The sequence below is a fragment of the Zobellella sp. DQSA1 genome (assembly GCF_041950555.1).
In the GTDB taxonomy this organism is placed as follows: Bacteria; Pseudomonadota; Gammaproteobacteria; order Enterobacterales; family Aeromonadaceae; genus Oceanimonas.
The window spans coordinates 2,148,572-2,169,526 of sequence record NZ_CP169531.1; the positions used below are offsets into that span (position 1 = coordinate 2,148,572).

27 protein-coding genes and 1 other annotated feature are annotated in these 20,955 nt (G+C 62.7%); of the genes, 10 read left to right on the plus strand and 17 right to left on the minus strand.

All coding sequences use genetic code 11. The features are described from left to right. Positions 1 to 28 precede the first annotated feature (28 nt). Positions 29 to 310, minus strand: a complete 282-nt coding sequence (locus ACEVBK_RS10465) for a YcgL domain-containing protein (RefSeq protein WP_375054893.1) — start codon at positions 308 to 310, stop codon at positions 29 to 31. A gap of 105 nt (positions 311 to 415) precedes the next feature. On the opposite strand from ACEVBK_RS10465, the gene minC reads away from it, so the two are divergent. The 3 genes from minC to minE are packed head-to-tail and all read left to right on the plus strand — an operon-like array spanning position 416 to position 2,220. Continuing rightward, on the plus strand, positions 416 to 1,090 hold the full coding sequence (gene minC, locus ACEVBK_RS10470) for a septum site-determining protein MinC (protein WP_375054894.1): 675 nt from the start codon (positions 416 to 418) through the stop codon (positions 1,088 to 1,090). A 26-nt stretch (positions 1,091 to 1,116) separates the two neighbouring features. Then, complete coding sequence (minD, locus tag ACEVBK_RS10475; protein ID WP_375054895.1) at positions 1,117 to 1,929, plus strand: septum site-determining protein MinD; 813 nt, start codon at positions 1,117 to 1,119, stop codon at positions 1,927 to 1,929. A gap of 3 nt (positions 1,930 to 1,932) precedes the next feature. Beyond that, complete coding sequence (minE, locus tag ACEVBK_RS10480; protein ID WP_375054896.1) at positions 1,933 to 2,220, plus strand: cell division topological specificity factor MinE; 288 nt, start codon at positions 1,933 to 1,935, stop codon at positions 2,218 to 2,220. Between the two features lie 36 nt (positions 2,221 to 2,256). Here the strand turns inward: minE and rnd are convergent, their stop codons facing one another. The 6 genes from rnd to ACEVBK_RS10510 form a co-directional block, all read right to left on the minus strand. Next, the gene (gene rnd, locus ACEVBK_RS10485) at positions 2,257 to 3,351 is read right to left on the minus strand and encodes a ribonuclease D (RefSeq protein ID WP_375054897.1); all 1,095 of its coding nucleotides are present in this window, start codon (positions 3,349 to 3,351) and stop codon (positions 2,257 to 2,259) included. Positions 3,352 to 3,525: 174 nt separating this feature from the next. Next, positions 3,526 to 5,235, minus strand: coding sequence for a long-chain-fatty-acid--CoA ligase FadD (gene fadD, locus ACEVBK_RS10490; RefSeq protein WP_375054898.1), 1,710 nt, complete (start codon positions 5,233 to 5,235; stop codon positions 3,526 to 3,528). 125 nt (positions 5,236 to 5,360) lie between these two features. Further along, positions 5,361 to 5,513, minus strand: a complete 153-nt coding sequence (locus ACEVBK_RS10495) for a hypothetical protein (RefSeq protein ID WP_375054899.1) — start codon at positions 5,511 to 5,513, stop codon at positions 5,361 to 5,363. An 11-nt stretch (positions 5,514 to 5,524) separates the two neighbouring features. After that, positions 5,525 to 6,205 (minus strand): tRNA (adenosine(37)-N6)-threonylcarbamoyltransferase complex dimerization subunit type 1 TsaB, encoded by a 681-nt coding sequence (gene tsaB, locus ACEVBK_RS10500; RefSeq protein WP_375054900.1) that lies wholly within the window; start codon positions 6,203 to 6,205, stop codon positions 5,525 to 5,527. Positions 6,206 to 6,213: 8 nt separating this feature from the next. Further along, positions 6,214 to 8,133 carry an ATP-dependent DNA helicase gene (locus ACEVBK_RS10505; protein ID WP_375054901.1) on the minus strand — a complete coding sequence of 640 codons (1,920 nt, stop codon included), beginning with the start codon at positions 8,131 to 8,133 and terminating at the stop codon, positions 6,214 to 6,216. Between the two features lie 89 nt (positions 8,134 to 8,222). Next, positions 8,223 to 9,200: an AraC family transcriptional regulator gene (locus ACEVBK_RS10510; RefSeq protein ID WP_375054902.1), complete on the minus strand. Its 978-nt coding sequence runs from the start codon at positions 9,198 to 9,200 to the stop codon at positions 8,223 to 8,225. 151 nt (positions 9,201 to 9,351) lie between these two features. Between ACEVBK_RS10510 and ACEVBK_RS10515 the strand changes: the two genes are divergently transcribed. Beyond that, the gene (locus tag ACEVBK_RS10515; protein WP_375054903.1) at positions 9,352 to 10,677 is read left to right on the plus strand and encodes a tetratricopeptide repeat protein; all 1,326 of its coding nucleotides are present in this window, start codon (positions 9,352 to 9,354) and stop codon (positions 10,675 to 10,677) included. A 36-nt stretch (positions 10,678 to 10,713) separates the two neighbouring features. After that, on the plus strand, positions 10,714 to 11,130 hold the full coding sequence (locus ACEVBK_RS10520) for a hypothetical protein (protein ID WP_375054904.1): 417 nt from the start codon (positions 10,714 to 10,716) through the stop codon (positions 11,128 to 11,130). 40 nt (positions 11,131 to 11,170) lie between these two features. Here ACEVBK_RS10520 and ACEVBK_RS10525 read toward each other — a convergent pair whose 3' ends face one another. From ACEVBK_RS10525 to ACEVBK_RS10540, 4 genes are all read right to left on the minus strand, one after another. Continuing rightward, positions 11,171 to 11,827 carry a hemolysin III family protein gene (locus ACEVBK_RS10525; RefSeq protein ID WP_375054905.1) on the minus strand — a complete coding sequence of 219 codons (657 nt, stop codon included), beginning with the start codon at positions 11,825 to 11,827 and terminating at the stop codon, positions 11,171 to 11,173. A 25-nt stretch (positions 11,828 to 11,852) separates the two neighbouring features. Then, positions 11,853 to 13,220 (minus strand): Na+/H+ antiporter NhaA, encoded by a 1,368-nt coding sequence (gene nhaA / locus ACEVBK_RS10530; RefSeq protein ID WP_375054906.1) that lies wholly within the window; start codon positions 13,218 to 13,220, stop codon positions 11,853 to 11,855. Continuing rightward, the gene (locus ACEVBK_RS10535) at positions 13,217 to 13,438 is read right to left on the minus strand and encodes a hypothetical protein (protein ID WP_375054907.1); all 222 of its coding nucleotides are present in this window, start codon (positions 13,436 to 13,438) and stop codon (positions 13,217 to 13,219) included. The genes nhaA and ACEVBK_RS10535 overlap by 4 nt, the downstream gene beginning before the upstream one ends. A gap of 69 nt (positions 13,439 to 13,507) precedes the next feature. Next, positions 13,508 to 13,654 (minus strand): lmo0937 family membrane protein, encoded by a 147-nt coding sequence (locus tag ACEVBK_RS10540; RefSeq protein WP_375054908.1) that lies wholly within the window; start codon positions 13,652 to 13,654, stop codon positions 13,508 to 13,510. Between the two features lie 208 nt (positions 13,655 to 13,862). Between ACEVBK_RS10540 and ACEVBK_RS10545 the strand changes: the two genes are divergently transcribed. Continuing rightward, positions 13,863 to 14,594, plus strand: a complete 732-nt coding sequence (locus tag ACEVBK_RS10545; protein WP_375054909.1) for a Crp/Fnr family transcriptional regulator — start codon at positions 13,863 to 13,865, stop codon at positions 14,592 to 14,594. Positions 14,595 to 14,665: 71 nt separating this feature from the next. Here the strand turns inward: ACEVBK_RS10545 and ACEVBK_RS10550 are convergent, their stop codons facing one another. From ACEVBK_RS10550 to ACEVBK_RS10570, 5 genes are all read right to left on the minus strand, one after another. Beyond that, a complete protein-coding gene (locus ACEVBK_RS10550) occupies positions 14,666 to 15,484 on the minus strand; it encodes a BON domain-containing protein (protein ID WP_375054910.1) in 819 nt (272 codons plus the stop codon). A gap of 202 nt (positions 15,485 to 15,686) precedes the next feature. Beyond that, positions 15,687 to 15,854, minus strand: a complete 168-nt coding sequence (locus ACEVBK_RS10555; protein ID WP_375054911.1) for a hypothetical protein — start codon at positions 15,852 to 15,854, stop codon at positions 15,687 to 15,689. Between the two features lie 220 nt (positions 15,855 to 16,074). Then, on the minus strand, positions 16,075 to 16,263 hold the full coding sequence (locus ACEVBK_RS10560; protein ID WP_019933687.1) for a Thivi_2564 family membrane protein: 189 nt from the start codon (positions 16,261 to 16,263) through the stop codon (positions 16,075 to 16,077). Positions 16,264 to 16,396: 133 nt separating this feature from the next. After that, entirely contained in the window at positions 16,397 to 16,957 is a 561-nt protein-coding gene (locus ACEVBK_RS10565; RefSeq protein WP_375054912.1) for a YSC84-related protein, read from the minus strand. A 168-nt stretch (positions 16,958 to 17,125) separates the two neighbouring features. Next, on the minus strand, positions 17,126 to 17,278 hold the full coding sequence (locus ACEVBK_RS10570) for a DUF3309 family protein (protein ID WP_375054913.1): 153 nt from the start codon (positions 17,276 to 17,278) through the stop codon (positions 17,126 to 17,128). A gap of 340 nt (positions 17,279 to 17,618) precedes the next feature. On the opposite strand from ACEVBK_RS10570, the gene ACEVBK_RS10575 reads away from it, so the two are divergent. The 3 genes from ACEVBK_RS10575 to ACEVBK_RS10585 all read left to right on the plus strand — a co-directional run bounded on the left by ACEVBK_RS10575 (position 17,619) and on the right by ACEVBK_RS10585 (position 18,911). Further along, the gene (locus ACEVBK_RS10575) at positions 17,619 to 17,993 is read left to right on the plus strand and encodes a hypothetical protein (protein ID WP_375054914.1); all 375 of its coding nucleotides are present in this window, start codon (positions 17,619 to 17,621) and stop codon (positions 17,991 to 17,993) included. 72 nt (positions 17,994 to 18,065) lie between these two features. Next, positions 18,066 to 18,290, plus strand: a complete 225-nt coding sequence (locus ACEVBK_RS10580; protein ID WP_375054915.1) for a CsbD family protein — start codon at positions 18,066 to 18,068, stop codon at positions 18,288 to 18,290. Between the two features lie 231 nt (positions 18,291 to 18,521). After that, complete coding sequence (locus ACEVBK_RS10585; protein WP_375054916.1) at positions 18,522 to 18,911, plus strand: nuclear transport factor 2 family protein; 390 nt, start codon at positions 18,522 to 18,524, stop codon at positions 18,909 to 18,911. Here ACEVBK_RS10585 and ACEVBK_RS10590 read toward each other — a convergent pair. After that, positions 18,905 to 19,618, minus strand: a complete 714-nt coding sequence (locus tag ACEVBK_RS10590; protein WP_375054917.1) for an AraC family transcriptional regulator — start codon at positions 19,616 to 19,618, stop codon at positions 18,905 to 18,907. The genes ACEVBK_RS10585 and ACEVBK_RS10590 overlap by 7 nt on opposite strands. A gap of 271 nt (positions 19,619 to 19,889) precedes the next feature. After that, positions 19,890 to 20,014 (plus strand) — a sequence feature (His leader region). A gap of 44 nt (positions 20,015 to 20,058) precedes the next feature. Here ACEVBK_RS10590 and hisG point away from each other — a divergent pair. Then, on the plus strand, positions 20,059 to 20,955 hold the full coding sequence (gene hisG / locus ACEVBK_RS10595; RefSeq protein ID WP_375058546.1) for an ATP phosphoribosyltransferase: 897 nt from the start codon (positions 20,059 to 20,061) through the stop codon (positions 20,953 to 20,955).

Genomic DNA, 20,955 nt, shown 5'->3' on the forward strand with positions numbered 1-20,955 from the left:
CGGTAGGCGGCGAAACAAACGAGGTCGGTCAGCTCGATGACTTGGGGGCCGAGGCCAAGTGGGCCTTCAGTAAATTTTCTGGCGGTGGCGGCAACTGCAGATAGTACCCCTGGGTGCGCAAGGCCTGCCGGACTTTATCGATGTCCGCCTGCGCCAGCCGGGCCTTGGTGGCCAGATTGACGATCATCGCCAGTTGCGGAGTGCCAAAGGTATCCAGCAAGGAGCCAGGCACGCGCGAAAAGTCGTCGCGCCGTTCGATAAAAAGATAAGTATCGGCCTTTTTCGGGCTTTTATACACTACACACAACATGTAAATTGCTATAATCCGTCGGGTTTATTGCCAGTAAAGATGGCAAACTATAACATCAGCTCGACCAATAACAAAAAGGATTGAATCCTCGGGGGAAAGCCGCTTATGGCGGAGCGTGGCATCGAATTAAAAGGCAGTAGTTTTACCTTGTCGGTAGTCCATATTACCGATATGGACATTCAGCGGGTAAAGCGACAGCTGGCGGAAAAAATTGCACAGGCGCCGGAGTTTTTCCGGGCCGCACCCTTGGTCATCAATATCGAAAAGCTTTCGCAAACGCCCGATTTCAATGCCCTGGCCGGCGCCATCAAGGAGCTTGAACTGGTTCCGGTCGGCGTCAGCGGTGTCCGGGACGAGTCGGCCCGCTCTGCCGCCCGGGCTGCCGGCCTGGCGGTGATGACCACGGGCAAGGTGCCCGTAGTACAGGAAGCGCCCACCGCGCTGCTCAGCCAGCCCGGCACCAAGGTTCACCGTGGTCCGGTCCGGTCCGGTCAGCAGGTCTATGCCCCCAACGGCTCTCTGGTTATCCTGGGAGCGGTCAGTAACGGGGCGGAAGTGATCGCAGACGACAGCATCCATATCTACGGCCAGCTGCGCGGCCGGGCCGTGGCCGGAGCCAAAGGCAACGAAACGGCACGTATTTATTGTCAACAGCTGATGGCGGAGCTGATTTCCATTGCCGGCCATTATCAGCTCAGCGATGGTCTGCAAGGTTCCAACTGGGAACAGGCTGTCAGTATTTCCCTGGCGGGCGAACAGTTAAAGTTCGACAAGCTCTAATTTTACGACTTCTTAGGAACATACATATGGCACGAATTATCGTCGTCACATCGGGTAAAGGAGGCGTGGGTAAAACCACTTCCAGCGCAGCCATCAGCACCGGTCTGGCCACTCTGGGTCATAAAACCGTGGTGATCGATTTTGACATCGGGTTGCGCAACCTGGATCTTATCATGGGGTGTGAACGTCGGGTGGTGTACGACTTTGTCAATGTCATCAACGGCGACGCCAACCTGAATCAGGCCCTCATCCGCGATAAACGGGTAGAGCAGCTCTACATACTGCCCGCTTCCCAAACCCGGGACAAAGACGCCCTGACCCGGGACGGGGTGGAAAAAATACTCAACGATCTGGCGGCCATGGATTTTGAATACATTATCTGTGACTCCCCCGCCGGCATCGAGACCGGCGCCCTGATGGCGCTGTATTTTGCCGATGAAGCCATCGTCACCACCAACCCGGAAGTGTCCTCGGTACGGGATTCCGACCGGATTCTCGGTATTCTGTCTTCCAAGTCCCGCCGGGCCGAAAAAGGCATGGAGCCGATCAAGGAGCATCTGTTGCTGACGCGCTACTCTCCCGAGCGGGTCAGTCGCGGTGACATGCTGAGCGTACAGGACGTGCAGGAAATCCTGGCTATTCCCCTGTTGGGCGTGATCCCCGAATCCCAGGCGGTGCTCAAGGCCTCCAACTCCGGTGAACCGGTGATCCTGGACGAAGAGTCCGATGCCGGCCTGGCCTATGCCGATACCGTAGCCCGCCTGCTGGGCGAAGAACGCGCCTTCCGCTTCCTCGAGGAGGAAAAGAAGGGATTTTTCAGCCGATTTTTTGGGAGTTAACCTATGTCTCTACTGGACTATTTTCGTTCAAAAAAGACCCACACCAGCGCCAAGACAGCCAAAGAGCGCCTGCAGATCATTGTTGCCCACGAACGTAGCCAGCGGGATACCCCGGATTACCTACCGCAAATGAAACAGGACATCCTGGACGTGATTCGTAAATATGTGGACATCGATCTCGATCAGATTTCGGTGCAGCTCGACCAGAAGGGCGAAAACCTGTCGGTACTGGAGCTGAACATCATGCTGCCCGAGCTTGATGACAAGGAAAAAGACAAAGCCAGCCTGTAAAAGACAAGGGGCGAATCGCTTCGCCCCCTTTACCCGTCAGAGTTGTGAACCGAGCAGTTCACCACGCCACCCCAGCAGCAGCGTCGGGGTAATCTTTTCGCTTTCCTCCAGCCGCCATTTCCAGCTCAGATACTGGTGGATCAGCCGTTTGGAGGCAATCAGCTCCGCCGGCAGCCCGGCTGCCTCCCCCGCCTGTTCGACGATGGCCTTGACTCGCTTGAGCTCGCCCTTATAGCCCGGATAGTCCACCAGCCGTTTCACCGGCTCGGGCCAGCTGTCGGGCGATGCCAGCGCCTCCTGCACCATTGCCAGCAGGACGTCGCCGTGGCGCTTGATCTCCATCGGCTCCAGGCCCAGACGATTGAGATCGCTCAGGGAGCGGGGAGCCCGTTCCGCCACCAGGAACAGGTGGGCCTCCTTGACCACGAAGTTGACCGCCAGATCCCGCCGTTTGGCCTCGCTCAGCCGCCACTGGCACAGCCGCTGCAGAATGCCCAGGGCCTGCCGATCCAGGGTCCAGGCATTCTTGATGTCCAGGTAGGCCAGCTCCGGCAGGGTACTGACGCTGCGCCGCTTCACCGTCCACTCGCATTCCTGCTCGAACCAGGCGGTAAAGCCTTTCAGCTCAAGCCGCTGCCACAACTGCTGGTACAGTGGATAGAGGTAGATGACATCATCGGCGGCATAGCGCAGTTGTTCGGCCGACAACGGTCGGGCCAGCCAATCGGTGCGGGCATGGGCCTTGTCCAGACCGACGCCCAGCAGTTGCTCGACCAGGGCGGCAAAACCGAGCTGGGTGCCAAGCCCGAGGAAGGCGGCCGCCAACTGGGTGTCGTGCACCCGGGCCGGCAGGGCCCCGCTCTGGTGCTGGAACAACTCGAGATCTTCACCGCCGGCGTGCAGCAGGCAGAGCCGGGCCGGATCGTGCAGCAGCCGCCACAACGGCGACAGATCGGTGACCGCCAGCGGGTCAATCAGCACGGTACGCTGGCCGTCATGGAGCTGATAAAGGCCGGGTTTGGCATAAAAGGTGCGGGTACGGACAAACTCGGTATCCACCGCCAACAGCGGGGCGTCGGTGGCACAGAAGTCGGCCAGGGTCTGGTTATCGGTGATCAGTGTGTAGGTCATGGGCGCTCGATTACGGCAAGATAAAGCCCGGGCGGGCCTGGGGACGCATCGAGGGGGCAGGGCTTTCCCGAGCCAGTCGACGACGGTACCGGCCGTCGTCGAACATACGGCCGCAAGCTCAGGGCAAGACCCCGACAACACCTTGACGGGCGGCCCCGGCACCCGGGTTTCGGCTCAGGCGGCCTGGTCTCTCAGCTCCCGGCGCAATATCTTGCCGACATTGGTTTTGGGCAATTCGTCGCGGAATTCTATCACCTTAGGCACCTTATAGGCAGTGAGATGTTGCCGGCAATGCCTGATCAACGCTTTTTCATCCAGCTCGCCGCCCGGTTTCTTCACCACCACCAGCTTGACCATCTCGCCGGTTTCCTTGTGGGGTACCCCTACCGCCGCCGCCTCCAGCACACTTTTATGCAGCATGGCCACCTCCTCGACTTCGTTGGGGAAAACGTTGAACCCCGACACCAGTATCATGTCCTTCTTGCGATCCACGATTTTCAGGAAGCCCTGCTCGTCCATGGTGGCGATGTCGCCGGTACGCAGCCAGCCGTCGTGGAAGCTGTCGTCGTCGACACCACCCTGCCCCCAGTAGCCGCTCATCACCTGGGGGCCTTTCACCTCCATCTCGCCGGGAGTATGGGTCAGGGTAATCCCCTCACCGTCATCGTCCACCAGCCGCACCTCGGTGGAGCAGACCGGCAAACCGATGGAGCCGTTGTAGCCGTCCATGTCGTAGGGACACACCGTCACCAGCGGCGAACACTCGGTCAGGCCATAGCCTTCCAGCAGCTTGCTACCGGTGATCGCCTGCCATTGCTCGGCCACCGCCCGCTGCACCGACATGCCACCGCCGATAGTCAGCTTCAGGCTGTTGAAATCATGGCCCTGAAAGTCCGGGTTGTTCACCAGGGCGTTGAACAGGGTATTGACCCCGGTCAGGCAGGTGAAATCAAAGCCCTTGAGTTCCTTGACCAAGCCGGGAATGTCCCGCGGGTTGGTGATCAGCAGATTCTGGGCGCCCAGGCGCAGAAACAGCAGGCCGTTCACCGTAAGTGCGAACACATGGTAGAGCGGCAGGGCGGTCACCACCCGCTCCGCCCCGGGTGCCAGCACAGGGCCATAAACCCCCAGGCACTGCTCCACGTTGGCCAGCATGTTGCGGTGGCTGAGCATGGCCCCCTTGGACAGCCCGGTGGTGCCGCCGGTGTATTGCAAGAAGGCCAGGGCGTCGCCGGACAGCTCGGGCCGACGGTAGTCCATGTCCCGTCCCTTGGCCATGGCTTCCTTGTAGCGGACGTAGGCCGGCAGATGGTGGCTGGGCACCATCTTCTTGATGTGCTTGACCACGAAGTTCAGCAGGGTTCCCTTCACCGGCCCCAGGTGATCCCCCATCCGGGTCAGGATCACCTGCTCCACCGCCGTCCCTTTGATGGCCTTGTCCAGGGTATGGGCGAAGTTTTCCACGATGACGATGGTGCGGGCCCCGGAATCCCTGAGCTGGTGCTCGAGCTCTCGCGCGGTGTAAAGCGGATTGACGTTGACCACCACCAGGCCGGCGCGCAGGGCCCCGAACAGACAGACCGGATACTGCAACAGGTTGGGCATCATCAGTGCGATGCGCTCTCCCGGAACCAGACCGAGCCCCTGTTGCAGATAGGCGGCAAAATCCCGGGACAGGTGGTCCAGTTCACCGTAACTGATGGTCTTGCCGAAATTGCTGTAGGCCGGGAGTCCGGCGTAGGCTGCCACACTCTGTTCGAACATGTCCATCAGGGAGGCGAAGCGATCCGCGTCGATATCGGCAGGTACGTCCGCCGGGTAACGGTTCAGCCAGGGCTTGCCGGACAAGGGAGCCGGCTGTGGGCCGGACAGGATGTGTTCCATATCAGTCTCCTGCGACAGGGGGAGGATAACTTTAAATCATCCGTTTAAAGCTTTAACTCTAAAAATTTACCTGCGCGCCACAATAAAAACAACGAAATTTTAACAACAGTGTGATGAAACTAACGTCAGCGGCGTCGATAATGCCAGTGTCGGATCTGCCGCTGCTGCTGGCGCTGCCGACGCCGGCGATACAGCAGCACCCGGTGATAGGGTCGTTGCGGGTAAAGCAGCGGGGACTCTTCCTGCTCTTCCTGCTGCGGTTCTGGTAAGTTTGCCACCCGGGCTCCTGTTACCGACCTGGCAGCTTCTGCCAGGTGACCTTGTCTCTCAGATAGACCGGCCGGGCTTCGGCGGCACTGACCCCCTCCCCGGCCTGCAGCGCCTGCAATGCCCGGGGTAGCATGTCCCGCGCCTCGGGGAAGGGCACCGACTCGCACCGCCGCCCGACGCGTCCTGCCAGTTCAGGATAGGTGACAAATCCGCTGCCGGCACCCTGCTCCCAGGACTGGGCCGGGCCGGCCAGGTAGTCGGCCGGGGCAACCACCTGCTCTTCGCCTTCCTTGACCATGACCCCCTGATGCAGGCGGAAGCCACCCACATAGATTTCCCCCATGCGGGCGTCGATCGCCGTCAGCACCCGCTCGCAGCCGGTCACCCGGTGAGTACCCTGGGCCAGGGCCTGCAGGTTGGAGACCCCGAACAGCGGCAGTTCGGCACCGAAGGCCAGGCCCTGGGCGATCCCTAAGGTAATGCGCACCCCGGTGAAAGAGCCCGGTCCCCGGCCGAATGCCAGGCCGTCCAGTTGGCCGAGGCTGAGCCCCCCCTCGGCCAGCAGCTCGGCCACCATCGGCAGGATCAGCTCCGTGTGTCCCCGGGGGGCGACCTGGTAGCGGCAGAGCACTTCGCCCTGCAGCCAAAGGGCGGCGGAGCAGGCTTCGGTGGCGGTGTCGATGGCCAGTAGTCGGGTCATGCTGTCTATTACTCCAAGGTTGATAAAAATTCGGCCACCCGCTCCAGGGAACGGGTGCGCGGCATGGCCGGCAGGCTGGCGATAAAGTCGGCGCCGTAGGCCCGGTTGACCAGGCGCCCGTCGGTGATCACCAGCACGCCCTTGTCCTGCACATCCCGGATCAGCCGCCCCACCCCCTGCTTGAGGGTGATGATGGCCTTGGGCAACTGGACCCTGGCGAAGCCGTCTTCGCCCCGACGGCGGCAATCCTCCAGCCGGGCGCTGAGCAGGGGATCGTCCGGCGCGCTGAACGGCAGCTTGTCGATCACCACGCACTGCAGGGCGTTGCCACGCACGTCTATGCCTTCCCAGAAACTGCCGGTGGCCACCAACACCGCCCGGCCGTCCTGGCTGAACTGCTCCAGCAGGCGGACCTTGTTGTCCTCTCCCTGCACCAGCACGGTTCGGTCGAGCCGGGCGCGCAGCACTTCGGCCACCTCGTTCATGACCTGGTAGCTGGTACAGAGGAAGAAACTGCCCCCGGGCACCCGGGCCAGGGTATCGGCCAGGGTGTTGGCCAGTACCCGTCCGCGCCCGGGGCCGTTGGTTTCCGGCAGATAGCGGGGCACGCACAGGCAGGACTGGCGAGAGTAATCAAAAGGGCTGTCCAATTGCAAGGTGCGACAGTGTTCAAGCCCGAGATCGGCGCAAAAATGGGCGAAGCTGTCACCTACCGCCAGGGTGGCGGAGGTAAAGACCCAACTGACCTCGTCCTTGGCCAGTTCAGTCGCGAAGCGATCCGCCACCGACAACGGGGTCTTGTGGAAACTGATATGCAGCCGGCTGGTATCAAACCAGTAGGAGTAACCGTTCTCCTCGACCCGGGTCACCGAGTCCAGTTGGGTGCGCAGGCCGATCAGCCGTTCGAAGCACTGGTTGAGCTGGTCACCCCGGCCCAGGCACAGCTTGAGCACCTCGTAGGTAAACTCCAGGCTCTCGAGCAGCCGGGCCAGGGCCTGCGCCACCTCTGGCCGTGCCAGCATGGGCCTCAACTGGCCACGTCCCGAGTCCAACCCCACACTGAGCCGCAGATCCTGGGCACAGCGTTCCAGCTGATCCGCCGCCTTGCCCAGTTGCGCCATGTCCCTGGCCTCCACCTTCTGGGCCAGCCGCAGGTCCCTGGCCAGTTCGACAAACAGGCGGCTGGACTGGCTCTGGCCGAAATACTGGCCGGCGATCTCCGGCAGTTGATGAGCCTCGTCCAGGATATAGGCCTGGGCGTCGGGGATCAGTTGGCCGAAGCCGGTATCGCGTACCGCCATATCGGCGAAGAACAGGTGATGATTGACCACCACCACCTGGGCTTCCATCGCCCGGGCCCGGGCCTTGACCAGGTAGCAGTCCTGATAATGGCCGCAGTCGCGCCCCAGGCAATTGTCGTTGGTGCTGGTAACCAGGGGCAGGATTTCGCTGCGCTCGGGCAGGCCCGGGATATCGCCGATATCCCCGCTGGTGGTCAGCGGGGCAAACCGTCTGACCTTGTGCAAATCGGCCAGCCCTTCGGCCGACAAAGCAGGCACCGCATCATTCAGCAGGCCCAGCCGTTCCAGGCAGATATAGTTGGCCCTGCCCTTGAGCAACGCCACCGGATGGTGATATCCCATGGCCTTGACCAGGGTGGGCAGGTCCCGGTGAAACAGCTGCTCCTGCAAGTTGCGCGAGCCGGTACTGAGCACCACCTTCTTGCCGGCCGCCAGCACCGGCGCCAGATAGGCGTAGGTCTTGCCGGTACCGGTGCCCGCCTCCACCACCAGGGGAACCTTGTCGTCCAGGGCCTGGGCCACCGCCGCCGCCATGGCCACCTGGGCCTCCCTGGGGGTAAAACCGTCGATGGCCAGGGCCAGGGGGCCCTGCTCGGCAAAAAGAGATGAACTGTCGTGCGCTTCCACGGGCAAGCTGTATCCGCTGGCAAAAAACCAATGATATCAAAATAGCGCGGCGACGGGCAGGTTCCCGCCCTGACGCCGCCGGGAGGCGATCAGGGACCCCGGTCTGCTCCCCGGTGTCGTCGCCTGCGCCAGGCCGCCGGGGGCAGCCCGAAAGCGCGCTTGAAGGCCCGACTGAAGGCCGCTTCGGAATCGTAGCCCGCCTCGAGGGCGATACGGGAGAGAGGCAAGGAGGACTCCGCCAGTTGCCGGGCCGCGCCCTGCATCCGCCACCGGGCCAGGTAGCGCATCGGCGGCTCGCCCAGCAGCATCCGGAACCGCTCGGCGAAGGCTGAACGCGACAGCCCCGCCTCCCGCGCCAGCAACGTCGTGGTCCAGCGCAGGTCCGGTCGGCCATGAAGCAGCCCAAGGGCCCGACCGACCACGGGATCCCGCAGTCCCGCCAGCCATCCTCGAGAAACCAGCGGTTGCGATCGCAACCAGCCGTTCACCGCCTCGATAAACAGCAACTCCGCCAGCCGGGCCAGCATGGCCGGGGATTCCAGCCGGCCGCTCGCCAGTTGTCGGGCGGCAAACTGCAGGGAGCTCTCGATCCAGCTCCCGGTGGCCGCGTCCGCCACCCTGAGCACCAGTACCGCCGGCAACAGCGGAAGCAGGGGCTCGCCCGGGGTCTCGCTGCCGAGAAAACCACAGAGCACCCGGGTCCGCGCACCTTCGCCACCGTAGCGGATAGAGGGCAGGGCCAGCCCTGCCCCGGCAGGCCGGATCAGCCCGTCGGCGCCCACCGCCGGCAGCGTCAGGTCGCTCCCCAGGCGGTGTTCATCGTTGTGGGGCAGCAGCACCAGATGGCCGCGGCTCAGGTTGATCGGCGCCTGACCAGTCACCTGCAGTTGCAACTGGCCCTCGGTCACGTAGTGATAGGCGATGAGATGGCGGGGAGTGCCGGAAAACGGATGGCAGTCTTCCGGCCCAACCCGGGCGACGATGCACCAGGGCGCGCTGAATTGCGCATCGAGAAAGAGGCCGCCACTCAGCTGCAGGCCGTGCACTATGTCGGAAATGGGATCCATGGACGGCTCCGGAGGGACGGCGGATCGGGCAAAAGTCCCGGCGCCCTGCACATTGTTCAGACTATGCCCCGCACCTAATCTTAGCACAGGAGAGCCGGAGACCCGCGCAGGCGGCCCAGGCTCGGTTCCGTTCGCTACCGGGAGATCACCCATGACATTCAGAGACCAGCAAGGCAATACCCTCAGCGGCGCCTCGGCAGAGGCCGTCGCCCTGTTCGACCAGGCCGTAACCGCGTTCAATCTCTACCGGGGGGATCCCATCGGCCTGCTCGACCGCGCCCTCGGCATCGCGCCCGACTTCGCCATGGCCGCCATCATGAAGGCACATATCCTGGCCGGGGCCACCGAGCCGGCGGCCTCGCGCGAGGCCGCCCTCCTGGTCCGGCGGCTCGGCGCCATGCGCCTCAACGAGCGCGAAGCCTCTCACCTCGTCGCCCTCGGGCTCCTGCTCGAAGGGCGCTGGACGGCGGCGGCGCTCGCCCTCGACCGGCACGGTATCGACCACCCCAGGGATATGGTCGCGCTGCAGTGTGGCCACCTGCTGGACTTCTATCGCGCCAGTGCCCGGAATCTGCGGGATCGTCTGGCCCGCGCCCTGCCCTGCTGGCCGCCCGAGCTGCCGGGTTACTCCATCCTGCTCGGCATGTACGCCTTCGGGCTGGAGGAATGCGGCGACTATGGCCGGGCCGAGGAGCAAGGGCGGCAGGCCCTGGCACTGGAACCCCTCGACTGCTGGGCCCACCATGCGGTGGCCCATGTGATGGAGATGCAGGGCCGGCCCGAAGATGGCATCGGCTGGATGCAGAGCCGGGAGTCCTGCTGGTCGGGGGATGACAACTTCTTCAAGGTGCACAACTGGTGGCACAGGGCGCTCTGCCACCTGGAGCTGGACCAGCCCGACCAGGCCCTGGCACTCTATGACGGGCCGGTGCGGGCAGGGCAGAGTGCCGTCGCACTGGATCTGGTCGACGCCACGGCGCTGCTGTGGCGGCTGCAGCTGGCCGGCCTGGAGCCAGGAGAGCGCTGGCGGGAGCTGGCCAGCGCCTGGGAGCAGCATGCCGACGGCAGGCTTTATCCCTTCAACGACTGGCACGCCGCCATGGCCTACCTGGGCGCGGGACAGGAGCAGGACATCACCCGGCTGCTGGCCCAGTACCAGGCCAACGGTGACGGCGAAACTGCGAGCTGGGCCCGGGAAACCGGCCGACCGCTGATCGAGGGCTTCGTCGCCTTCCGGCACGGGGACTACCCGCTGGCGGTGGAGCGGCTCTATGGTGCGCGCCATATCGTCAACCGCTTCGGTGGCAGCCACGCCCAGCGGGACATCATCGATTTGACCCTGGCCGAGGCGGCCCTGCGTGGCGGCCTGCCCCGGCTGAGCGAGGCGCTGGCGCGGGAGCGCCTCGCGCTCAAGCCCCACAGCGGCATCAACCGCAGCCTGCTGGCGAGAAGCCGCACGGCGGCGGCCTTGTCATAAACCACGGCGGGGCGGTGACGGCCCCGGGAGGCAACGATGAAACACCTGGCCATGGTCGTGCGCGAAGACGCCTACGACAAACTGCTGACCCCCCTCACCTTCGCCTATACCCAGGCACGGCAGGGAGTAGAGGTAGACATGCTGTTCGTGCTCTGGGCGGTGCGGGTGCTGACCCCGGCGGGGGCCGCATCGCCTTGTATCGAAGGGGTTCACGCCGCCGACGCCGGCTGGCTGCGCCGACGCCTGGCGGCGGACGGCGAGCCCACCGAGATCGCCGATTTCCTGCAACTGCTGGCCGACACCGGACGGGTACGACTCTACGGTTGCCGTTACGCGGCCCAGACCTTCGAGGTGACGCCGGCCGAGCTGATGCCGGCGGCCGCGGGCATCGTCGATCCGGGCTGGTTCCTGTCGGAGAAGGCGTTGAAGGCGGATCACTGCCAGTATTTCTGATTTACATCAAACGGGGTCGTCAGGATCCGGGCCCTGCCGGTCAGGCCCCGTGCCAGAGTACCGCGAAATAATGACAGCCGGTGCCGACCATCACGAAAAGATGCCAGACCAGGTGGCCGTAGCGCCAGCGGGCGTCGAGGGTAAAGAACACCACACCGGCGGTGTAGGCCACGCCACCGGCCACCAGCAGCGCCAGGCCGGCAAGCGGCATCCGTTCATAGAGCGGCAGGGTAGCGATCACGATCAGCCAGCCCATGATCAGGTACAGGCCGGTGGAGTTCAGTGGACTGTTCATGCGCCACCCCAGCTTCAGGGTGATCCCGAACAGCGCCAGCCCCCAGATAATCACCAACAGGCTCCACCCCCAGGGGCCACTCAGTATGCCCAGGGTGAAGGGCGAATAGGTACCGGCGATCAGCACGAAAATGGCGGCGTGCTCGATCATCCGCAGCCTGCACTTGGCCTTGCCCGGCGGCAGGGCATGATAGAGGGTCGAGGCCAGGTAAAGCAGTATCATGGACAGGGCGAACAGGACAACGCCAATCGTGAACCCGGTGTCACCGTGGCGAACCGCCCGCACCAGCAGTACCGGTGTGCCGGCCAGGGCCGCCACCAGCCCGATGCCGTGGCTGATGCTGTTGGCCATTTCCTCTCCCCCGGACTGTTCCCGCCGGGGCGTCACAACGCCGTTATTCAACACACCTCCGTACCGCGCCCGGATCTCAGCCGGCGTCAATGGCGCCGCCGGCCAACGGGCGCCCCCATCTCAACAGGATAACACCCGCCAGGGCGGCAACCACCGACGCCAGGAAAATACCCAGTTTGGCGCTGTCGAGCAACCTGCCGCCGAGCGCCAGGTTGGCGATAAACAACGCCATGGTAAAGCCGATGCCGGCCAGCAGGGCGCCCCCCGTCAGCAGCCGCCAGCTCAGCTCCGGGGGCCGCAACGCCAACCCCGAATGCACGGCCAGCCAGCTGAACAGCAATACGCCCGCGGGCTTGCCGCCGACGAAACCGGCCACGACCGCCAGGGTGACGCTGTCGCCCAGAGCCGTCAGGGAGAAGCTGACGCCGGCGTTGGCGAGGGCGAACAGCGGCATGATCACAAACCCCACCCAGGGGTGCAGCGCCATCCCCAGCCGCTCGACCGGTGACAGGCTTTCCCGCACGGCCACCTCCGCCAGTTGCAGGGTGTGCCTGTCCTTGGTGTCACCGCTGCCGTGGTCGCCGGCCGGGTGGGCTATCACCCGGCTCAATATCGCATATAACCGTTCGTCTCCGACCCAGCGCCGGGCCGGGGTCAACAGGCCGAGGATCACCCCGGTGATGGTCGGGTGGATGCCGGACGCATCCACCGCCAGCCAGATACCGCCGCCGACCAGGAAATAGCCTGGCAGATGGCGCACCCCTCCCAGCGCCATGGCACGCACCAGGACCAACCCCAGCCCACCCAGGGCCAGCATGGTCCCGTCGAGGCTCTGGCTGTAGCCGATGGCGACGACCAGGATGGCACCGATATCATCCACTATCGCCAGCGACAGCATAAAGATGCGCAGGCTCTGGGGAATACCAGGCCCCAACAACGCCAGGCAACCGATCACGAAGGCGGTGTCGGTTGCCATGACGATACCCCAACCCGGTTGCCCGGGCTGCCCCGCCTGCAACGCGAGATAGAGCGCGGCCGGTACCAGCATGCCGCCGACCGCGCCGGCAATCGACAGGACGGCCATACGCGGGTTGCGCAACTCCCCCAGCACCAGTTCCCGCTTGAGCTCCAGCGCAACCATAAAGAAGAACAGGGTCATCAGCGCGTCGTTGATCCAATCGCGCAGCGAGCGGGTAAACTCCAGCGAGCCGACACCGAGGCCGATTCGGGTTTCCCAGAGATCCAGAAACCACGGCGCCCAGGGCGAGTTCGACAACACCAGTGCCACCAGGGTGGCGAGCAGGAGCGCACCGCCACCGGCCGCTTCGATCCGCAGGAAACGGGCGAAGGGCCGCCGCCAGCGATCGAGGAAAGCGGCCGGCAGTTGCCTGTTCTCTTTGCCGGCCGGGCGTTTCCCGGTCACCGGCAAAACGGGCGGACTCACTGCCGACGGCTACTCCACAGCAGGAGGCCTCCGCCCAGCACCATGGTGCCCACCCCGGCCCATACCGGCACATTCACCCGTTGCCGTTCCTGCACCGACAGGGTGATTGGACCCAGTTCGGTGGTACTGGTCTGCCTGGTATAGCTGAAGCCGCCATAGAGCAACCCCAGCAGACCGGCCCCCATCAGTACCATTGCGACTATCCTGACTGTATTCATGATATTTATCCTGAATGAACGCCGTTTGCCCCGGCCATGCCACGGCAAACGCCTGGAGTGGACGCCAGCTTACAGGCGCCGGCCCTGTATCACCCTGAATATGAGCACCACCACGGCAACCACCAGCAGCACATGGATCAACCCGCCCAGGGTATAGGACGACACCAGCCCCAGTACCCACAGGATCAACAAGACAACGATGATGGTTTCAAGCATCTTGGTTTCTCCCCGCCGGCTGACCCCCAGCCGGCTGCCACCAGCTTACGCTACCCGGGCGGCTTGTTCTGTACGACAGCACACGCAAAGTGGCCACCGCCGTCGGGAGCCTTATCGACAGGCCTCAAACCACCCCATCGGCGGGCGAAACTGCGCTATCATATACTTGAACAAATAATCATAGGCTGTCGATCTCATGGAGGCTGAGATGTCCAACCTGTCCAACCTCTCCACCCCCGCGCAGAATCACCTGCTGGCCGCCTTGCCGCCCGAAGTGAAGCTGCGCCTGTTTCCCTTGCTCGAATCGGTATCGCTGCCATTGGGAAAGGTTTTGTATGAATCCGGAAGCCAACTGCGTTACGTCTATTTCCCCACCGATGCCATCGTTTCGCTGCTCTATGTGATGCAGGACGGCGCCTCGGCGGAGATCTCGGTGGTCGGCAACGAGGGGATCATCGGTATCGCCGTGTTCATGGGGGGTGAAAGCACCCCCAGCCGGGCGCTGGTGCAAAGCGCCGGTCACGCCTACCGGCTGCCCAGCGCGCGGCTCAAGGAAGAGTTCAATCGCGATGCGACCATGCGCTTGCTGATGCTGCGCTACACCCAGTCACTGATCACCCAGATGGCCCAGACGGCGGTGTGCAATCGCCATCATTCGGTCGACCAGCAACTGTGCCGCTGGCTGCTGCTGTCCCTGGACCGGTTGCCGGATAACCGCCTGACCATGACCCAGGAGCTGATTGCCAACATGCTGGGGGTACGGCGGGAGGGGGTCACCATCGCCGCCGGCAAGCTGCAGCAGCTCGGCGTTATCGAGTACCAGCGCGGCCATATCACGGTGCTGGACCGCGCCAAGCTGGAACGGCTCAGCTGCGAATGCTACGCCGTGGTCAAGAAGGAAACCGACCGGCTACTGGCCATGTCGCCGACCTGCGCATAAAAAACCGCCGTGCCCCGAACCGGATCGCACGGCGGTACCCTGACTAGCGCGTCAACTAGCGCGTCAAGGGGTTAAAAAGTAAGCGCGGTGGCCTCGACACTCTTGACCCCACGTATGTTCTGGGCATGTTCGATGGCCAGCTCCCGTTCCGCGCCACTGTCTACCTTGCCACTGAGATGGACCACGCCCTCTTCCGTGGTAACCGAAATATCGGAGCTGCTGACATTGCTGGAGTACATGAAGGTTGCCTTCACCTTCATGGTGATCCAGCCGTCGGACATTTCCTTATCAGTGCCTGCTGCCGCCTCTTTGGCTTCGTTTTTGGTGATGTCCGGGTCTATCCGCAACTGGTTGTCCACACCCAGCACGCCACGCGTGCTCGCGGCCTGCCGGCCGGCGAATTCCTTGGCTTCGGCGCTGCCGGCCGAGCCCTTCAGCGTGACCTTGCCGCGCTCGGTTGCCACTTCCGTAGCCAGGCCGTCGGCGTGCTTGCTCCACAACAGCTTCGACTTGACCGCCGCGGTAATGGAGGCGTCGTCAACCAGCTCGCCATAGCCATAGCCGCGCTCGCCGGTCGGTGTCGGCGGCACGTAATCCGCCTTCACCTCGATATCGTTCTTGACGGAGGTGATCCCTTCCACCCCCAGGGCAATTTCCTCGGCCAGCTCTTTATTGACGGATTCATCCACCATGCCGGTGAGGGTCGCCTCGCCGTCTTGCACCGCCACCTGCAGGTCGTTGGCCCGTAAATAGGGGCTCAGGGTATAGGTGGTCAAAATCTGGGTTTCCAACCTGACATCGGACATTTCATCGGGCTTCGATTGTGCGTTGAGCGAGGTGCTGAAGGCGGCGAACAGCAGTAGCATGGCCAGCGCCATCAGTAACTTCAACTTTTGATACTGTGTATGGAAGATATACATAGCCTTTCTCCGGGATAAACCAATACGGGAACCTGCATTCCGCTACCGAATCCGGCCACGCCGCCAAGGCGGCATGGCCGGGGGCAACGATGGGTGGCCACAGGACGTTATCATCCAGTCCGTCCCTAGACCGGTACCGTCCTGAGACCTCTAGCCCCCTTCTCGTCAGCCTCTATTTCTTGGCTTCGGGGCGATGCGGCTGCTGGGGCTCTTTTTGCTCGCCTTGCGCTTTACGGTGTTCTTGTTGTTCTTCGCCCAGCTTGCGCTGTTGCTGGGGATCCTGGGGAGCCGTTTTCTTGCCGGGCTGCTCGGGTTGGTTGGGTTTGCGTGACTTGTCCATAATAACCTCGGGATGTTCGCCATCCGCGATATTGCGGGCTGACTACAGAGTAACAATGACAGGAAATCGGTATGGCGTCGGTACGCTGCCGCACCCAGCGGGAAATACTCGCCGAACTGCATATGATGAATGAAAGGATAATGGCTTGGCAGGTCGGAGGCGACGAAGATGCCCCCTGGATCCCGGCGGCTCAGGGGGCCTGTGTTAACGCTTGGTACCTTCAGCCGACACGGATGCCGTCCAGGGCACCCAGGACGCCGAACGCCTGCAACAGCCAGATGACCACGGCAATGACGACGACGATATTCAGGATATTCTTGATCTTGCGGTCCATCGGGATGTAGGCGTTGACCAGCCAGAGCAGGACACCAACCACGATCAGCACGATAACCAGGTTAATAAGCGGCATGGGGATTCTCCCGTCAGATTGTTCTTGTTCCGGTGCAGCCCGATCATTCGCACGCGGCCACCGTTACCTCTGTCCCGGGCCTGTCGGCCCGGGCAACGCGGGACGGGCAGGTTCTGCCTTCGTCCCGACTCATTTACCGATTGATACGGGAAATCTTGGTGCCTTCTATGCTGAGTCCCGCCATCAGTCCCTGCTGGCTGAAAATAAACGCATAGGCATCATGTTGCAGCGACGAGGTCGACAGGTTCTTGGCGACCCCTGCGTCCACCACCACCACGGTGGGGCCTATCCCGAGCTCCCAGCCCTGGGTGTCTTCAACATAACGCACGGCCTCATCGGTCATCAGAAACACCGCATAACCATAAGACTGGGCGCCTATTTGCAACCCCCAGGATCCCGACACCGAATTATAGTAGTCGACGGTCGATGCGCCCTTCATCAGCACGCCTTCACCATAGCTGCCGCCGAACACCAGCCCCGCCTTCACCATATTCGGGAATACCAGTACCCCCCTGGCCGTTTGCGAAAGACGCTCGGCGATGGGCTCGGTTCGATACAGGGTCTGCAGCGCCTGGCGGGAATCCCGATCCAGATCCTCGGCGGTGGCCGCGACGGCCTGACCGTTCATCCCCGGCAGGACGAAGAAAGCCGCCGCCAGGATGAGCGCGAACACATTGCGTTGTAAGCTGTACATATTATTGCTCCTTCAAGTCAGGTATTTCCAAATGGGAAACGACCTGCCGTCATTGATACACCGAACCACCGGGACGTTCCCCGCCACAAATGCACCACGCAGGGTCGCAAGGGTAGCCGGGGCCTGCCTCTCGCGCGGCCCCTGTCTACGGTGGCACAACGATCCCGATCAGATCCGGCCCAGCAGCAGCAACACCACCACAATAACCAACACAACCCCCAGCACGCCGCTCGGAGCGAAGCCCCAATTACGGCTGTAAGGCCAGCTTGGAATGGCGCCAATCAACAGCAAGACCAGCAGGATTAACAGAATGGTACCCATGATATCCGATGCCTCCCGGCAGGTGACCAACAAGAATATCGGCTGGTGCCGATACCCGCTTGCGGGCACAGAGACGGTTGCCTGCCGCGCCGCTCAGACGATGCCGATAACGGAGCGACCTGCATGGCACTCGGTCGTCATCATCACCTGACTCCCACTCTACCCCCACGGGAAGCTCCGTCTGTTCGTTAGCGCACGCAGGCTCGTTCCGGGCTTATGTACGCCAACGTACAGACGGCCCCCACCAGGATGGATAGCCTTGTCCTTGGCGTCGGGCCACTACGATACCGTCCGAGCGGTATCCACGCGGCAACCATCCACGCCGCCATAGGAGGCTGATATGAACCGTGATTGCATCCCCCCTCACAGTACAGGGGCGACCCACGACGTGGAGACCAAGGCTCAGGGTGCCGAAGACCCGAGCCGCAGGAGAGTATTGCGTGGCGCCCTGGCCATGGGCTGCACCCTGTTGATCCCCGTCACCTTGGTAGGCTGTGATCCCAAACCGGAGATCCAGTTACGGGGGACGGACGACAATCCCGCCATTCCCCAGGCGGCCAAGGTCTCGCAGGCCAGTGTGCAGTATCAGACTCATCCCAACGGCGATCGGCAGTGCAGCCTGTGCCAGCACTTTATCGCCGAGTCGAACAACTGCCAGATGGTGGCAGGCCACATCATTGAAACCGGTTGGTGTAGCTTGTGGGTCGCGGCTTAACCGGCATGACTACACCCTCGGCCTGACCGGCGATGGCGCCGGCGGGCTCATCCATATACACAGGAGTTGCATATGAACTGGGATATCGTGGAAGGCAACTGGAAACAGTTCAAGGGCAAGGTAAAAGCGCAGTGGGGCAAGCTGACCGACGATCACCTCGACGTCATTGCCGGCAAACGCCAGGAGCTTTCGGGCAAGATCCAGGAAACCTACGGCATCAGCAAAGATGAGGCCGAGCAGCAGATCAAGGACTTCGAAGAACACAACAAGGACTTCGAAGAGCACAACAAGGACTGAGTACCACCGTCCCGGCCGGACCGGGACCGCCGCCTGCGCCAGCCCCGAGCCGCAACGCCGGAGCTGGCGTAGCCTGTCCCCCATCTTTCTTTCATCCCGTACTGTATCGAGTCCCGGCAACACGGTTTCCCATGAACTTGGCGTCTCGCCACAAGCATCTGGCCGTTGGCCGCAAGCACCCTGCCCCTGTCCCCGCTACACTGACACCTTCACCCACTGATGGAGACTGTCATGGATTACCCAAGCCTGTTCGTTCGCTGCCTGCGGGAGGTGATCGCCAACCCGGATTTCGATCCCGATCGGCTGCCCCGATATTTCACCCCCGATTACCGCCAACGGGTCAACGGTCGGCAGCTCGACTATCCGGCATTCGAAGCCCACATCCGTACCCTGAAACGGGAGCTGGTACGGTGCGAACTCCATTTCGATCGGTTGCTCTGCCAGGGAACGACGCTCGTTTCCAGCCACCGGGTGCAGGCCTGCAAGGCCGACGGGCGCCGGCTCGAGGTACAGGTGATGGGGATATTCACCTTCGAGGGCAGTCGACTCACCACCGCCGACGAACTGACCTGCCTGCTGAGCGGTGACGAGGCGGATGGTGATATCGGCCACCGTCACTGATCCCGTTCCCGCAGGAAAGCATTGAAGGCGCTGGAAAAGGCGGCCAGGCTACCGTAGCCTAATTCCAGGGCAATGCGGGTGTGGCTCAGTCCCTGGCGGGACAATTGCAGGGCTTTCTCCATCACCAGCCGCTGGCGCCAGCGGCGGAAAGAGCAGCCAAACGCCCGGTGAAACAATCGCTGCAGGGTGCGGGGCGCGGCGCCACTGTGGCGGCCCAGTTCCATCAGGCCGGCGCGGATATCCGGCCGGCGGCACAAGGCCTCCACCACGGCAAACAACCGGGGATCCAGGCCGGCGCCTGAAAAAAAAGGCGCCTGGCTCGGCGACAGGCCGGCCAGTTGGTCAAGCAGCACCCGGTTGTAAGCGTCCACCAGATCCGGCGCCGGTGCGCGCCGGACCCGCTCTTCGAACAGTTGCGCCAGCAAAGGAGACAATTCCAGCCGAGCCACCGACGACGGCAGTCCGTGCACTTGTCCGGCCGGACAGTACAACAGCAACAACAGGCTGTCGCGCATCACCCGAAAGTCATGCTCCAGCTCGGCGGGCAGCCACAGCAGTTGCCCGGCGAGCACAAAGCAGGCCTGCCCGTCGCAGCGCAACAGGCCCCCACCCCGCTGTACATAGACAAGCTGGCCCCGGCCATGGCAATGGGTGCCGGTCGCCTGTCCGCACTGATATTCCCGGCACAGCACGTCGATATTGGTCATCGATGATGGCCCCCGCCACGGCTCGGATCCAATTCAATATTCAACGCTACCATCACTCACCACCACAGAACAAAATCACTATAAATAACAAAAACATGGAGTATACCTCCAAAACCTTGCCACTCTGGCCCTGTCCCGCCATAGGCCCGCCGCCTTCCTCCGTCAAGTTTATCCCGATCCGGGGTTGGCAAAGACGGTCCGGCTTGCTATGGTGAGCCCAGACCATTTGAGAGATTCAGGTTACGCCTTTTATGAACTTCCTGCACAACGCCAAGCACCATCATCATCCCGACTAGGCTTTCAGAATCATCATTCTGGAAGACCTTTCGCTTGGCGGCTTCCAGCAGGACAGAAATACCAGACCCTCGGAAGCTACCCTTCCGGGGGTTTTTCGTTTTACGGCTTTACGGTTTACCAACAAGGAACACAGCACCATGACTTTGGATCAAAATCGCCTGCGCATCGCCATTCAGAAATCCGGCCGCCTCAGCACCGACTGCCAGCAGATGCTCAAGGGCTGCGGCGTCAAGCTCAACCTGCGCGAACAGCGGCTGATCGCCCATGCCGAAAACATGCCCATCGACCTGCTGCGGGTGCGGGACGACGACATCCCCGGCCTGGTCATGGACGGTGTGGTCGATCTCGGCATCGTCGGCGAAAACGTGCTGGAAGAAGCGGTGATGGAGCGCCAGGCCACCGGCGACTCTGCCGAATTCAGCGTGCTCAAGCGGCTCGATTTCGGCGGCTGCCGGCTGTCGCTGGCGGTCTCCGAAGAATTCGACTACCAGGGGCCCAAGAGCCTGGAAGGCAAGCGCATCGCCACCTCCTATCCCTGGTTGCTCAAGCGCTACATGGACAACCAGGGCGTCAAGTTCAAGAGCGTGATGCTGACCGGCTCGGTGGAAGTCGCACCCCGGGCCGGCCTGGCCGACGCCATCTGCGACCTGGTGTCCACCGGGGCCACCCTGGAAGCCAACGGCCTGGTGGAAACCGACGTCATCTACCGCTCCAAGGCGGTGCTGATCCAAAGCGCCAATCCCCTGAGCGCGCCCAAGCAAAGAATCATCGACAAACTGCTGCCCCGAATCCAGGGCCTGCAGCAGGCGCGGGAAAGCAAGTACATCATGCTGCACGCACCCCAGGACAAACTGGAAGACGTGATTGCCCTGATGCCCGGCGCCGAACGTCCGACCATCATGCAACTGGCCGGCGAAACCAAGCAGGTGGCCATCCATGTGGTCAGCACCGAGGATCTGTTCTGGGAAACCATGGAAGGCCTGAAGGCCCTGGGCGCCTCTTCCATCCTGGTGCTGCCCATCGAGAAGATGATGGAGTAA